Source organism: Nocardia asteroides, assembly GCF_021183625.1.
In the GTDB taxonomy this organism is placed as follows: domain Bacteria; phylum Actinomycetota; class Actinomycetes; order Mycobacteriales; family Mycobacteriaceae; genus Nocardia; species Nocardia asteroides_A.
Genome location: NZ_CP089214.1, coordinates 5,992,275 through 6,005,327, shown reverse-complemented (window position 1 = coordinate 6,005,327; position 13,053 = coordinate 5,992,275). Strand labels below are relative to the sequence as shown.

General features: G+C 67.5%; 15 protein-coding genes. 8 read left to right on the top strand and 7 right to left on the bottom strand.

Features of this window, described 5'->3' with window-relative positions:
- The first annotated feature begins 171 nt into the window (after positions 1-171).
- Positions 172-720, top strand: a complete 549-nt coding sequence (gene idi / locus LTT61_RS27720; protein ID WP_233016951.1) for an isopentenyl-diphosphate Delta-isomerase — start codon at positions 172-174, stop codon at positions 718-720.
- A gap of 193 nt (positions 721-913) precedes the next feature.
- The gene (locus LTT61_RS27715; protein ID WP_233016950.1) at positions 914-1,264 is read left to right on the top strand and encodes a hypothetical protein; all 351 of its coding nucleotides are present in this window, start codon (positions 914-916) and stop codon (positions 1,262-1,264) included.
- 79 nt (positions 1,265-1,343) lie between these two features.
- Here the strand turns inward: LTT61_RS27715 and LTT61_RS27710 are convergent, their stop codons facing one another.
- The 3 genes from LTT61_RS27710 to LTT61_RS27700 all read right to left on the bottom strand — a co-directional run bounded on the left by LTT61_RS27710 (position 1,344) and on the right by LTT61_RS27700 (position 4,405).
- Positions 1,344-1,676 carry a hypothetical protein gene (locus LTT61_RS27710; protein ID WP_233016949.1) on the bottom strand — a complete coding sequence of 111 codons (333 nt, stop codon included), beginning with the start codon at positions 1,674-1,676 and terminating at the stop codon, positions 1,344-1,346.
- A gap of 123 nt (positions 1,677-1,799) precedes the next feature.
- Positions 1,800-3,206 (bottom strand): argininosuccinate lyase, encoded by a 1,407-nt coding sequence (gene argH / locus LTT61_RS27705; protein ID WP_233016948.1) that lies wholly within the window; start codon positions 3,204-3,206, stop codon positions 1,800-1,802.
- A complete protein-coding gene (locus tag LTT61_RS27700) occupies positions 3,203-4,405 on the bottom strand; it encodes an argininosuccinate synthase (RefSeq protein WP_233016947.1) in 1,203 nt (400 codons plus the stop codon). Before LTT61_RS27700 ends, argH begins: the two co-directional genes overlap by 4 nt.
- Before the next feature lie 239 nt (positions 4,406-4,644).
- Between LTT61_RS27700 and LTT61_RS27695 the strand changes: the two genes are divergently transcribed.
- From LTT61_RS27695 to LTT61_RS27670, 6 genes are all read left to right on the top strand, one after another.
- On the top strand, positions 4,645-5,340 hold the full coding sequence (locus tag LTT61_RS27695; protein WP_233016946.1) for a hypothetical protein: 696 nt from the start codon (positions 4,645-4,647) through the stop codon (positions 5,338-5,340).
- Position 5,341: 1 nt separating this feature from the next.
- Positions 5,342-5,653: a hypothetical protein gene (locus LTT61_RS27690; protein ID WP_233016945.1), complete on the top strand. Its 312-nt coding sequence runs from the start codon at positions 5,342-5,344 to the stop codon at positions 5,651-5,653.
- Positions 5,650-6,522: a WXG100 family type VII secretion target gene (locus LTT61_RS27685; RefSeq protein ID WP_233016944.1), complete on the top strand. Its 873-nt coding sequence runs from the start codon at positions 5,650-5,652 to the stop codon at positions 6,520-6,522. Before LTT61_RS27690 ends, LTT61_RS27685 begins: the two co-directional genes overlap by 4 nt.
- 137 nt (positions 6,523-6,659) lie before the next feature.
- A complete protein-coding gene (locus LTT61_RS27680; protein WP_233016943.1) occupies positions 6,660-7,133 on the top strand; it encodes a hypothetical protein in 474 nt (157 codons plus the stop codon).
- Between the two features lie 104 nt (positions 7,134-7,237).
- Entirely contained in the window at positions 7,238-8,716 is a 1,479-nt protein-coding gene (locus tag LTT61_RS32835) for a TerD family protein (protein WP_332909210.1), read from the top strand.
- 77 nt (positions 8,717-8,793) lie between these two features.
- Positions 8,794-9,690 (top strand): hypothetical protein, encoded by an 897-nt coding sequence (locus tag LTT61_RS27670; protein ID WP_233016942.1) that lies wholly within the window; start codon positions 8,794-8,796, stop codon positions 9,688-9,690.
- Positions 9,691-10,648: 958 nt separating this feature from the next.
- On the opposite strand, the gene LTT61_RS27665 is transcribed toward LTT61_RS27670, so the two are convergent.
- The 4 genes from LTT61_RS27665 to LTT61_RS27650 form a co-directional block, all read right to left on the bottom strand.
- On the bottom strand, positions 10,649-11,035 hold the full coding sequence (locus LTT61_RS27665) for a hypothetical protein (RefSeq protein ID WP_233016941.1): 387 nt from the start codon (positions 11,033-11,035) through the stop codon (positions 10,649-10,651).
- Between the two features lie 18 nt (positions 11,036-11,053).
- Positions 11,054-11,617, bottom strand: a complete 564-nt coding sequence (locus LTT61_RS27660) for a DUF3558 domain-containing protein (RefSeq protein ID WP_233016940.1) — start codon at positions 11,615-11,617, stop codon at positions 11,054-11,056.
- Positions 11,618-11,884: 267 nt separating this feature from the next.
- The gene (locus tag LTT61_RS27655; protein ID WP_233016939.1) at positions 11,885-12,241 is read right to left on the bottom strand and encodes a hypothetical protein; all 357 of its coding nucleotides are present in this window, start codon (positions 12,239-12,241) and stop codon (positions 11,885-11,887) included.
- 130 nt (positions 12,242-12,371) lie between these two features.
- The gene (locus LTT61_RS27650; protein ID WP_233016938.1) at positions 12,372-13,022 is read right to left on the bottom strand and encodes a hypothetical protein; all 651 of its coding nucleotides are present in this window, start codon (positions 13,020-13,022) and stop codon (positions 12,372-12,374) included.
- Positions 13,023-13,053: the final 31 nt, after the last annotated feature.

Here is a 13,053-nt window from a genome sequence, read left to right as displayed (position 1 = left end):
ACACCGAATTTCACGATCGCTCCTGGCCGTACCTCACCGTGACCGCTCTCACACGCATCCGACGTGCCCCATCGAGCTTCGCACATCGCGTACCCATTATGTCCCCGCGCTACGACGGCACCGGCCAGGTGCTGCCGGGCTGTGATCCGCGTTCGCCGATAGGCTGGAGAAATGACCGACATCGCGCAGCAGCCGGCCACCGACCGTGAGACCCTGCCCGTCGAGCTCGTCGACGAGACCGGGCAAGCCGTCGGCGCCTGCCCCGTGCTGGAGGCGCACCAGCAGCCCGGCCGGCTGCACCGCGCCTTCTCGGTGGTGCTCTTCGACCCGGAGGGCCGGGTGCTGCTGCAGCGCCGGGCCGCGGTCAAGACCAGGTTCCCGCTGCTCTGGGCCAACGCCTGCTGCGGCCACCCGGCGCCCGGCGAGCCGGTGGTCGCCGCCGCGACGGTCCGGCTGGTCGAGGAGCTCGGGCTGACCACCGGGCTCACCGAGCGCGGCGTCTACAGCTACCGCGCCGACGACGAGCGCACCGGCCGGGTCGAGCACGAGTGGGACCACGTGCTCACCGGGACGCTGGCGCACGAGGTGCCGCGCCCCGACCCCGCCGAGGTCGCCGAGGTGCGCTGGGTCGCCCCCGACGAACTCCGCGCCGAGCTGCGCACCCGCCCCGGCGACTTCACCCCCTGGCTCACCGGCGTCCTCGACGTCGCCCTCGGCTGACCTCCCCCCGCGTCTTTTCCGGCGCGGGTTCGGCTCGATCCACATCGTTGGATGCGCATATCACGGTATCGACGATCGAAAGACTTGGGGAACTCACAGGCTGACCTCAGCCCGAGGCCAGCAGCCCCGGCCAGAGTGGGTGTCGACCGGCGATCACCCCTGATCGCGCGGGACGCAACCGGGAGGTCTACCGATGGTCGAGCTGGAGCTGGACGAGTCGACGGTGACGCTGCACGTGCTCGGCGGCCACCGCATCCTGGCGCTGCGCGGGCAGCTGATTCTGGACGTCGCCGATATCGAGGCCATCACCCCCGCCGAGGTGGATCTGCGCCCGCCGTGGGTGCGCGCCCCCGGTACCTTCTTCCCCGGCGTGATCGCCGCGGGCACCTATCGGGGCAAGGGCCGCAAGGAGTTCTGGGACACCACCTTCACCGGCCGCGCCATCCGGATCGATCTGGCCGGTGGCGAGTACACCCGGCTCGTGGTCGACGTGGCCGACCCCGAGGCCGAGCTGGACAAGCTGACCGCCGCCGTGGCGGCCTGAGAACTCGCCCGTCGGGCAGACGGGCCCGCGGGATACCGGCCGGGTAGCGCTGAGCGCACCCGGCCGGCGTCGTCTCCGGCTACCGGCTGTAGCGCAGCATGGTGCGCACCATCCGGCAGGTGGCGTCCGACGGCGGCCGGATGCCGACCTGCTCGGCGGTGCGCCGGATCTTCTCGTTGCTCGCCTGGGTCGGCAGGTAGGTGCCGGCGTCCAGTAGCGCGATGGCCAGGCGCATGGCCTTGAGCCTGCGGTTGTGCGTGATGTACCAGTGCCTCGGCTTACCCGCGGGCAGCGGGCGCCTGACGAGCGGCGTATACGGCGTGAGCGGCTCCGACGCGGGCCGCCGGTAGCGGTGGCTCGCGCTGCGGAGTTCGGTGACGCTTCCGATGCGGGCGGTGGCGGATTCGGTCACGGGGCCCTCCCATCCCTGATGGTGTCGAACGCACGGACTCGCGCTCGAACACACTGTCGATTCTACCGGGAGGGTCCGACAAGAAACAGGTCCTGACAGCGGCTTTCGCGGCCGGGCCGCGACCTATCCGCGTAGCCGCGCGACCTCCGCCTTCACCTCGGCGAGCTGATCCGCCACCCGCACACCCGCGGTACCGCCCTTCGCGTCTCGGGACGCGATGGACCCCGCCACCGTGAGCACCTCGCGCACCGCGGGGGTGAGCGCCGGATCCACCGCGGCGAACTCCGCGTCGGTCAGCTCGTCCAGCCCGACCCCGCGCGCCTCGGCCACCCGCACGCACCCACCGGCCGCCTCGTGCGCGACCCGGAACGGAACACCCTGCCGCACCAGCCATTCCGCGATGTCGGTGGCCAGCGTGAACCCGGCCGGGGCCAGCGCGGCCAACCGCTCCGGATGGAAGGTGAGCGTGCCGACCAGCCCCGCGATGGCGGGCAGCAGCAGCTCCAGCTGGGCCACCGAGTCGAAGAGCGGCTCCTTGTCCTCCTGCAGGTCCCGGTTGTAGGCCAGCGGCTGCGCCTTGAGCGTGGCGAGCAGTCCGGTGAGGTTGCCGATCAGCCGCCCCGCCTTGCCGCGGGTGAGCTCGGAGACGTCCGGGTTCTTCTTCTGCGGCATGATCGACGACCCGGTCGACCAGGCGTCGGCCAGCGTGATGTAGCCGAACTCCGGCGTGCTCCAGACGACGATCTCCTCCGCCATCCGGCTCAGGTCGACGCCGATCATGGCGAGCACGAAGGCCGCCTCCGCCGCGAAGTCGCGGGCCGAGGTGGCGTCGATCGAGTTCGCCGCCGCCGCATGGAAGTCCAGGTCGGCCGCGATGGCCTCCGGATCCAGCCCGAGCGAGGAGCCTGCCAGCGCACCCGACCCGTACGGCGAGATCGCCGCCCGCTTGTCGAAGTCGCGCAGCCGGTCGATATCGCGGAGCAGCGGGTGCGCGTGCGCGAGCAGGTGGTGGGCGAGCAGCACCGGCTGCGCCGCCTGCAGGTGCGTCTTGCCCGGCATCACCACGTCCGGGTGCGCCTCGGCCTGCGCGACCAGCGCGTCCACCACGTCCAGCAGCCCGGCCTCGACCCGGCGGGCCGCGTCCCGCAGCCACATCCGGAACAGCGTCGCCACCTGGTCGTTCCGCGAGCGCCCCGCGCGCAGCCTGCCGCCGACCTCCGGCCCGACCCGCTCGATCAGCCCGCGCTCCAGCGCGCCGTGCACGTCCTCGTCCGACTCGGCCGGGCCGAACGCGCCGGAGGCCACGTCGGCGTCGAGCCCGTCCAGCCCGGTGAGCATGACCTCCAGGTCGGGCGCGGAGAGCAGCCCGGCCTTGTGCAGCACCCTGGCGTGCGCCTTCGACGCCCGGATGTCGTACGGGGCCAGCACCCAGTCGAAGTGCGTCGACTTGCTCAGCGCGGCCATGGCCGCGGCCGGGCCGTCGGCGAACCGGCCGCCCCAGAGCGCGCCGGTATTGGTGCCGCCGCTCACTTCTGGTTCAGGTCGCGCCGCGCGGCGACCTTCGAGGAGAGGCCGTGGATCTGCACGAAGCCCTTGGCCAGCGACTGGTCGAAGGTGTCGCCCTCGTCGTAGGTGGCCAGGTTGAAGTCGTACAGCGACTGCTCGCTGCGCCTGCCGTTGACCACGACGTTGCCGCCGTGCAGCACCATCCGGATGTCACCGGAGACGTGCTCCTGGGTCTCCGCGACGAAGGCGTCCAGCGCGCGCTTGAGCGGCGAGTACCACAGGCCGTCGTAGACCAGCTCGCTCCAGCGCTGCTCCACCTGCCGCTTGTACCGCCCCAGCTCCCGCTCGACCGTGACGGCCTCGAGCTCCTGGTGCGCCGTGATCAGCGCGATGGCGCCCGGCGCCTCGTAGATCTCCCGGCTCTTGATGCCGACCAGCCGGTCCTCGACCATGTCCAGCCGGCCGACGCCCTGCCGCCCCGCCCGCTTGTTCAGCTCGACGATGGCTTCGAGCACCGACACCGGACGCCCGTCGATCGCCACCGGAACACCCTTGTCGAAGCTGACGATGAGCTCGTCCGGCGCCTCGAAGTTCACCGTCGGGTCGGCGGTGTAGTCGTAGACGTCCTTGGTCGGCGCGTTCCACAGGTCCTCCAGGAACCCGGTCTCGACCGCACGGCCCCACACGTTCTGGTCGATCGAGAACGGCGACTTCTTGGTCACGCTGATCGGCAGCTTGTTCTCCTCGGCGAAGGCGATCGCCTTCTCCCTGGTCCAGGCGTAGTCGCGGACCGGCGCGATGACGTTCAGATCCGGCGCCAGCGCCCCGATCCCCACCTCGAACCGCACCTGGTCGTTGCCCTTGCCGGTGCAGCCGTGCGCCACCGTCGACGCCCCGTGGAACTTGGCCGCCTCCACCAGGTGCTTCACGATCAGCGGCCGGCTGATCGCCGACACCAGCGGGTACTTGCCCTGGTACATCGCATTCGCCTGCACCGTCGGCAGGCAGTAGTCGTTCGCGAACTCGTCCCGCGCGTCCACCACGATCGCCTCGACCGCGCCGCAATCCAGCGCGCGCTGCCGCACCGCGTCCATGTCCTCGCCGCCCTGGCCCAGGTCGATGGCGACGGCAACGACCTCGGCGCCGGTCTCCTTGCCGATCCAGCTGATGGCTACGGAGGTGTCCAAGCCACCGGAGTAGGCGAGTACGACGCGATCGGACATGGTGTGTGTGCTCCTAGGTTTCTGTGCGGCGGGGTGCTCTCAATGATTATGCACGAGTCTGCAAGGTCATTCATCGGCGGGGGTGGGGGTGTTCGGGGAAGAGTACTGCGCCCAGGCGGTTCGCCCTCGTTTGACAGGGTTGTCCGGGGGGAGCAAGGTAACCATGGCGACGCAGAAGGTACCGGGGGGTAGCCATGGCCGAGGTAAGCAGCACTGTCCACGCGCTCGGGTGAGCGACGATGGCGATCAGCGGGCACTTCAATCACTACGATGACCCCGACGAATTCTGGGACGACGAACCGCTGAGGCAGCCTCGCGGTAACCAGCGACCACCCGTCGAGGCGGATGCGCGGCCCAGCGGTTCAGCTTTCGCGTCCATGATGTTGGACCGAGGACTCCTGCCGATCGGCATCGAGTTCGACGCGCGGTGGCAGCGACATGTGGCACCGCACGAAACCGGCGATGAACTGCTGCGGGCCTACCACTTCGCGGTGCAGACGCGCATGACCGCCCTGTTCGCCGCCGAGCGGATCCCCACCCCGCACGAGGTCTCGGAGAATGCGGTGCCGGACCAGCGCACGATCATGACCATCCTGTCGGAGACCACGACGTGGGAACAGTTCACGACGGCATCGAGCAGGATTGTGACCAACGAGCGCTACGAAGTACACGGGGGCACCCTGTTCCGCCACGGGCCGGCGACCACTGTCCGAGCGGACCGGGATTACCTCCTCTCGATCGAGATCCAGCCGCTGTGGGCAGCAGCGGTGGAACCGCACCGGGTCTTCGACGACGTCGTTCGATGCGCCGACCGCATCCGCGCCCTGCGTCCCCGCTTCGTCGTGAGCGGCGACTATTCCCGCTACTCGAACGCCGACCTCGAGTTCCGCCTCGATCGGCATCGCCAACGGCTTTTCGACGAGAGGATGAGCTGAGTTGTCCGACAAGGTAGTTGTCTCCCTGGACTTGATGCAGCACGCGGTGCGGAAGTGGGAGGAGGCCGCCCACCACTTCGAACTCGCGGCGACCAAGGCGATGGGGCTGAACATCGCCGAGAACAAGGCGGGGGCATTCGCACTGGCCCTGGACAACTACCGGCCGGCGCCGGGCTACTTCACCGACAGGATGCGTGAAGGCCGGGCACTGTTCAGCGACATCGCGGACGTCCTGCAGCAGGCCCACGACAGCTACCGGGCGAACGAAGAGGCGGGGGCGCACGCGATCCAGAACACCCAGGGCCCGAGATGACCAGCCGGGACGAGCTGATTCGACAGATTGCCACGATCAGGTCGGGTCAGATCTCGATAGACGATCTGCCGAACAAAGTCCAGGAGTGGCACGGCAACCTCGCCTCCTTGATCCGAACGAGCGCCGCCGCCGCAGCGGCGACCGGAAACGTCGCAGCCCTGGTGCAGGCCGAGGGACAGGTCGACCTGGTATGGGGAAACAGAGATGAAATAAATACAACACTGGGCGAGACCGGAGACAAACTCGCAGAAATGGAACCGGGGCTGAATGTTCCGGTCGATTTCATCGATTACGCTGCGCAGTGGCGGAGTGTCAAGAGCGACATCAACAACGCGTTCACGGCAATATCCGAGACGGTCCTCTATACCGAATGGCAGGGCGATGCGTCGAACCGCTATCGTGATATTCACCAGCGGCAGAGCCTGGCATGCATATCGCTGGCCGAGGCGGCCACGCAGATAGCTGACAGCCTCGACAAGGTCGCCGAGGCCGAACTCGCGCTCTACAGTGATCTGGCCACCAAGATACAGGACCTGATCTCCACGGTGACCAACCTGACGGGCTCCTATATATCGTCGGCCTTCAACTTCCCCATGGGATACATCACGGCATCGTCGAACCTGGTCAGCGCGGTTCAAGCATCGAAGAAACTGGTACTCGATCTTGCCTCGTCGATCGCTTCGAATGCCGCGACGAACACGATCGAAGGTAACAAGATATACGACGCGGTGGCTGCGCCGAGGGGTTTGCCATCGGGTCAGTGGCCACCTGCCGTCGTGAGCAGTTACGGCTCCGGTGTCGACGCCGTACGCGATGCCATCGGAGACGCCTCGGTCACCGATGGTGACAGCTCGGATTGGAAACTCTGATGCGCAGACCGAATCGCTGCACCGCACCTGGAATCGCCACTGCGGCAACAATCCTCGCCGCTCTGCTCTCGGGGTGCTCCACCGTGGAACAACCCGACGGTACGGTCGTCCCGGAGCCACAGATACGAGTCGCGCAGGTGTGCGACTCGGTGCGCGACTTCTTCACCGGCGACCTGGGCGCGGTGAACGTGCGAACGGCACCGGTCCTGAGCCCGGACGCCACCGTCACCCGATGGGGCGAGTGTGCTCTCGTCAATACCGGCGACGGCCTGCGGGTCGGCAACTACCGGTTGCGACACTCCCCCGACGACCCCGATCCGACCGGCAACTACAGGGGCTACGAGAAGACCGTTCGGGACGGCAGGGAACTCTGGATCTGGGACTGGCGGCGGAATCCGTGGTTCGACTCCGGGCAGGTGCTCCTGGCCGCCCGGGTCGGCCAGTGGAACGCGGCGCTGGAGATAGTTGTCCCGCAGACTCACACCGCCACCGGCGATCTCGTGATGACCGATGACAACCTGCGCGAAGCAATCGACTATTTCTTCGGCTACACGGACGAACTGATCGGCAAGCTGCCGGGCGATCCGCCTGCGACCGCCCCTCCCCGCTGAGCGCTGGCGGCGACCGTGACCGGCGCCGCCCCGAACCGGCACCGGCGGGCCGACGCAAGACCATTCCCGGGCAGAGCAATTGGCGAGCAAGTATGGTCTCCGCTGTGACGTCTCCGATTCTGCAACGTGGACAGAACCTCGTCATCCCGGCGGGTGTGCACCACGTCGTCGCGGTCATCGGGTGGGGTGCCCCCGGCGCCGAGGTGGATGCCTCCGCGCTCCTGCTCGGGGCCGATCAGAAGGTCAGGTCGGATGCCGACTTCGTCTTCTACAACCAGCCGCACTCGGCCGACGGCTCGGTGCGGTTCCGGGCCGGGGCGGGCGGGCCCGCCGGCCAGGCTCTGATCGATATCGGGCTGGCCGCGGTCCCCGCCGATGTCCGGACCATAGCGCTGGTCGGCAGCGTCGACACCGGCACTTTCGGCTCGCTCGGCGAACTCTCGCTGACCATTCTCGACGAGGCCGGCGAGCCGCTGGCCACCTTCGCCACCGCCGACGCCACCACGGAGTCCGCGTTCCTGTTCGGGGAAATCTATCGCAGGGACGACACCTGGAAGGTGCGGGCGGTGGGACAGGGCTGGGATTCCGGGCTGGCCGGGCTGGCGACCGACTTCGGCGTCTCGGTGGCCGACGACGACATCGCGCCGGAGGTCTCCGCGCCCGACGTGGCGCCGCCGAGCATCGAGTACGCCGCCGACCCGGTCTACCGGCTGTGGGGGCAGAACCGGAGCTGGCAGAGCTACGACCTGGCGATCGAGAAGGAGTTCCTGCCCGCGATCCGCAGCCTCTACCCGCCGGAGAGGTCCGGCCGGTACGGCGACCTCTCCCCCGCTGTCCAGCTGGTGCCCGAACCGGACGGCCCGCGCGGGCCGTGGAGCGTGTCGGTGCGCGCCGAGGGCCGCACCATCGGGTACCTGAAGCCGGGCGACGCGCAGACCTGGGCTCCACCGCTCCGGCGCATCGTGGCCTCGGGGCTGTTCCCCATCACGTCGAGCACGATCCGGCTGCACGAATACGACGACTGGGAGGGCGGGACCCAGGTCGACGCCGATGTACGCATCGGCTTGGAGGAGCCGGTCCTCGCGATTCCCGTCAACGACCCGCCGGACGCCCCCTACACGCTGCTGCCCCGCTCGCGGATCGTCCAGGTGACCAAGGAACACGAGCACTTCGGGGCGCTGTCCCGGTTCGTACCGGTGGGCGGCATCGGGCTGCTGTTCGTCACCCTGCACGAGAACTCGACACCGGGCAGCCGGGCGAAGCCGCACGTCGAGGTCCGCGTCGACGGCATGCGGGTCGGTCAGCTGACGCCGCAGACGAGTCAGCGTTTCCTGCCGATGATCCAGCACCTGGAGACGCGGGGGCTGCTCACCGCCTGTTGGGGCGAGATCACCGGCTCGTCGGTCGCGGCGAAGGTGCGGATCGACGCCGTCAAGGCGAACGAGGCGAGCCCCGCCGTCCTGGACGGACCGCCGATCACGGTTCCGCCCCTGCGGCCGCCGCTGCGTGACCCCCTCGACTACGACCTGACCGCCATGCGCCCCCACCTCGCGCCCCTGCCTGCAGCCCGGCATTCCCCCTAGGATGCTCTGAACGAACAGCGACCGCATGCCGAGCACGGCCGGGACGCGGGGGTGACCGAGGCGAGGGAGTGGCGCGCATGGCGCTGGTGGTGCTGGCGACCAACAACAAATCGATGCCGAGGCTCGACGGCTCGATCAAGAACAAGGTCTACGACTTCTTCGAGAAGGTGCGTGCCGACGACACGCTGCCGGGGCTGCACATCGAGCCGATCAAGGGCGCGGTGGATTCCCGCGTCCGCACCGGGCGGGTCGATCTCAACTACCGGGCGATCATGTTCCGGATCGACGGCAGGTCGGTCGAGACCACCTACATCTACCTCGGCACCTGGAAGCACGACGAGGCGAATCAGCTCGCGGAGAAGTCGATCCTGCGGGTGAACCCGGTGAACGGGGTGCTCGAGGGCATCGTCGGCGAGCTGGACGGCCACGGTGATCGCAAGAAGCGCACGGTGGTCCCCGACCCGACCGGGGCGCTGACCCGGCTGGCGACCCGGCCCGCGACCGGCTACCTCAGCCACATCGGCTTCACCGCAGCCGATCTGACGGACCGGCTCGGTCTCGACCCGGAGCTCGCAGAGGTGGCGCTGGCGGCGCCGGACCAGGACGCGATCCTGGCGGCGGCCCAGACGACCGAGGTCGCCTGGCAGCAGAACGCGCTGCTGGAGCTCGCGGTCGGCCGCGCGATCGAGGACATCAGGGACGCGCTCGGCTTCACCGAGCAGCCGGTCGACGCGAGCCTGGACGAGAACGAGCAGGTCATCGCCGCGCTCGACCATCCGGCGACCAGGATGCAGTTCACCCTGGTCGACGACAACGACGAGCTGCGCCGGGTGATCGAGGAGGGCGACTTCAAGGCATGGCGCACCTTCCTGCACCCGAATCAGCGGCGGTACTACCTCGACCGGTGGACTCGAGACGGGCAGGTCTACATCGGCTACATCGGCCGACACCTCAAGAACACCAAGACCAACTGACATCCGTGCAGAAGGTGACGACAGCACCGACCGTTCAGTACATGAGGCTGCTGCACGATCAGAGAACAGACTCGGTCACGCGGCCGTAGAGTCCGACGTGGTTATCATTGTCCCCGGGTTCGACCGGGATCAACCGACCCTCGAGCGCTGGGGTAACGATGGAAGGATCTTTATCGGTTGCATCGCCCCAGACCGCAAAGGCTCTGACTGATATATCGGAACGACACGGAGGGGAGCATTCGGTGTCCAAACCAGCCAGTAATTCAAAAATGAGGTTCGTCACGGGCGACCATCTGTCATTCGAATGGCGTCCAGACTCGTCACCAGTGCGGATCACAGACCGAATGATGGACGCATCAATTCGAGCGCGCGCGGCATTGATCGCTGTCGCGGCGACCGGTCAAACCATCACCTACAAAGGGCTCGCCCATGCAATCGACGAGCTCTACAATTACCGAAGTCTCGGCCGCCTGCTCGACGTTCTCTCCTGGGACTGCGAAGCGAGAGGCGAACCCTCGCTGGCCGCGCTCGTAGTGGAAGCACGATCGGGCGCACCCCGGATACGGTTTTGCCGATGCCACCGGAGTGCCGATAGAAATGCGTCGACAGCAGCTGTATCAGCACCACGGTGCATGAGAAGTCACCGGGACCGATAGACCGAACCTCGTCGGAGCCGCTGGGAACGACCCGACCGCTCACTCCCGCCATCTCGTGACCAGAGCGCCCGCACCGCCGGCTCATTCACGTGCCGGCCCTGGCACGGTGGACCATCACCGGGGAGAAAGCGGCGATTCGGGCCACCGCCCAGATCATGATCGCGGACACGATCGGGGTCGCTGCGGGCGCGGTGGAATCGGATCGGATAGGGGCCGTTTGTCCCCCGTCTTCACACCGGGCGAAGGTCACCGCCGCGCGCCGGAAGCCCGGGCTACCGAACGCGGCGTGTTCGGGTTCGATCTCACCGCCCGGTCGAGCCGAGATCGTCTGCGGACTGTTGCTCGGTGGATAGGAGTCTGCCGATCGCCGCGAGGAAGGTGTCGCGTTGGTCGCGGGCGATGGCGATGTGCTGGTCGAGGCGATTGATTGCCGAATCGTCCGGGTCTTCCGCGCTGCCGGCAACGGCCTTGGCTTCGAGTTTCTGGCGGATCGCCTGGGCTGAAGGCAGGGTGCCCCAGCCGGTCAAGTGCTCGAGATATCGCGCTTCACGCTTCTGCTGTTCGAGTGCGGTGATGTATTGGTCGACTACCTCGGCGAGCGCTTGCCCGACCCCTTCATCGAGCCGCAAATCCCCATTGATCGCCTGATGTTTCAGATTTCGCCAGTGGGCTGCTTGGTCCTCGGTCATTATGACGCCTCAGGTCGATCAGCGGGGTAGGTGGGGTTCCAGGACAGCCGCATAACGGGCAGCCATGTCGCACAGGTCACCCACGCGCGGGCCTTCGGTGCTCAACCAAGCCGCGTTGACCTCGAACATGCCCTGCTCGGCCTCGAACGAGACGTAACAGCTGTCAGGGTCGTTCCTTTCGGTGGAGACCAGCCCACGGCGGGAGTTGACTGTGGTCTCTCGAAGCACGGTCACCGATTCCTTCTTGTACACGTCGTCCAGCAGGCGGCTGGTCGAGAAGACTGCGACTCGGCGTTTACCGGCGCCGTAGCGGTCATCCGACGGAGCCCAGTTGCAAACTCGCCACGCCGACACCCCGGTCGCGGGATCGGTGGTAATGCTCTTGCTGGCCGGATCGAGCCCGGCCGCACGCAGTGTCTCGTCGGACAACGCTCCCCGGCACGGATTGAACACCTCGATCTTGTCCAGATCGCGCACGGTCGTGGTCGGCCCCGCCGACCCCTCGCTGCCGGTGCAGCCGGTGAGTGCGGCAATCCCGGCGAGCCCGCAGATCACGGCCCGGTAGACGACGGCCTTCGGCACAGCTACTCCCCTGTCGATCGGTGACGGGAACCACGGCCCGTCGATTGATTGGACGCGAGGTAACCGCCCTTGGTTCCCAGCCCCATCGAACCACGGCCGTCCGGACGGCACGCGGGCGCGAAGACAACGCTCCGAGCGACAGCCCGGCCCAGTGGCATCGGCGATCGCATCTCACACGGCGCTACCGATCGCGAGCACGGTGAACAACCTCGATCTCCGGCGCGCCTCCGCTCTAATGCTTCACATTCCAACAGCAACCCACACCGGTCAGCTTCGAACCGGCCTCTCCATCATGTACCTTCGCAACCTGTCTTTGAGCACAGCGAGCACCAAGAGAAGCGGGCCCCCGAAAGCAGCGACATACAATATCGACCCGAGAAAATATTTGAACAGCGATGGGGAATCATGTCGAAAACGCGAATCAGAAGTTACCCATTCCTGAAGATCCGAAGACCAGGTGAAATAAGCCACCGCCACCGTCGCAACCAATGAGCCGACCCCGAGGAACAGGAAGGCGGCAAAGAATACGATCCGCTGATTCGGCGACAGCACATCGCGATCGCTTCTCGCCTGAAACGGCGGCGGCCGGTATGCGGGTTGTGACGGCGGCGGCCCAGGATTCATGAACGAACTCCTCCCCAAAGGTTCGCGGCCCAGCATAGGGCACAGGGAACCGCTCCGGTTTCGGCGCGCGCGGCCGCACCATGAGCTCGGCTCGGGGTTCGGGCGGGCTCACCGGAGCTGAACGAGCCCGTCAGGTAATCGCATGCTTCGCCGCGGCCATCTCTGCCAAGAGCTCCTGGCGCCAGATCGCCTGCTGCTGCGCCGACCAGATGTACCCCTTCGGCCCGGTGCTGCGGTGCCAGAAGCACCGCAAGCTACGCACCGTTCTGGGGTAAGACCGCCGGAAGAAGCCCCACCCACGCTCAGGAACCGCGCCGAAGACGAAAACGGCGCGCAGCCGGGGCAGCCGGGCGATCACCTGGATGAGATGGTCCGTGCCCTCCAGCAGGTACGGATCCTGCACCGGTTTGCGGAGTTCGCCCAGCCCCTGCACGAACCAGGGATACATGTTCCAGCCGACGCAGTCCGACCGGTCGATGCCGGCATGGTCGAGCGCTTCCGCAATCCGCGCGGCAGCAGGGTCGCTGTTCTCGACCGAGAGCATGCCCGAGCCGCCGGCCGCCTCGAGTTTGGTCTTCTCCCCCGGCGACAGCGTCAGTAGGAGCAGCCGGGCCTCGCGGCCGCCGAACTCCGGCGAGACGTGCGGGACGAATTGGCCCGGCTTCCGGGCGCGCAGCTTGTCGACGTACTCGTTCAGCTCGCGGATGTGCGGGTCGTAGATGCGTTCGCGGTAGTCGTCGCGGAAGTGCTCGATCCTCATCTGCTGGTACTTCTGCGTCATGGCCCCTCCCTGGCTCGAGGGTCAGGTTACC

Excerpts from the sequence above, each read along its gene's own strand:
- idi (WP_233016951.1), top strand. The coding sequence starts at position 172 with ATGACCGACATCGCGCAGCAGCCGGCCACCGACCGTGAGACCCTGCCC.
- LTT61_RS27715 (WP_233016950.1), top strand. The coding sequence starts at position 914 with ATGGTCGAGCTGGAGCTGGACGAGTCGACGGTGACGCTGCACGTGCTC.
- LTT61_RS27700 (WP_233016947.1), bottom strand. The coding sequence starts at position 4,405 with ATGTCCGATCGCGTCGTACTCGCCTACTCCGGTGGCTTGGACACCTCC.
- LTT61_RS27695 (WP_233016946.1), top strand. The coding sequence starts at position 4,645 with ATGGCGATCAGCGGGCACTTCAATCACTACGATGACCCCGACGAATTC.
- LTT61_RS27685 (WP_233016944.1), top strand. The coding sequence starts at position 5,650 with ATGACCAGCCGGGACGAGCTGATTCGACAGATTGCCACGATCAGGTCG.
- LTT61_RS27670 (WP_233016942.1), top strand. The coding sequence starts at position 8,794 with ATGGCGCTGGTGGTGCTGGCGACCAACAACAAATCGATGCCGAGGCTC.
- LTT61_RS27665 (WP_233016941.1), bottom strand. The coding sequence starts at position 11,035 with ATGACCGAGGACCAAGCAGCCCACTGGCGAAATCTGAAACATCAGGCG.
- LTT61_RS27655 (WP_233016939.1), bottom strand. The coding sequence starts at position 12,241 with ATGAATCCTGGGCCGCCGCCGTCACAACCCGCATACCGGCCGCCGCCG.
- LTT61_RS27650 (WP_233016938.1), bottom strand. The coding sequence starts at position 13,022 with ATGACGCAGAAGTACCAGCAGATGAGGATCGAGCACTTCCGCGACGAC.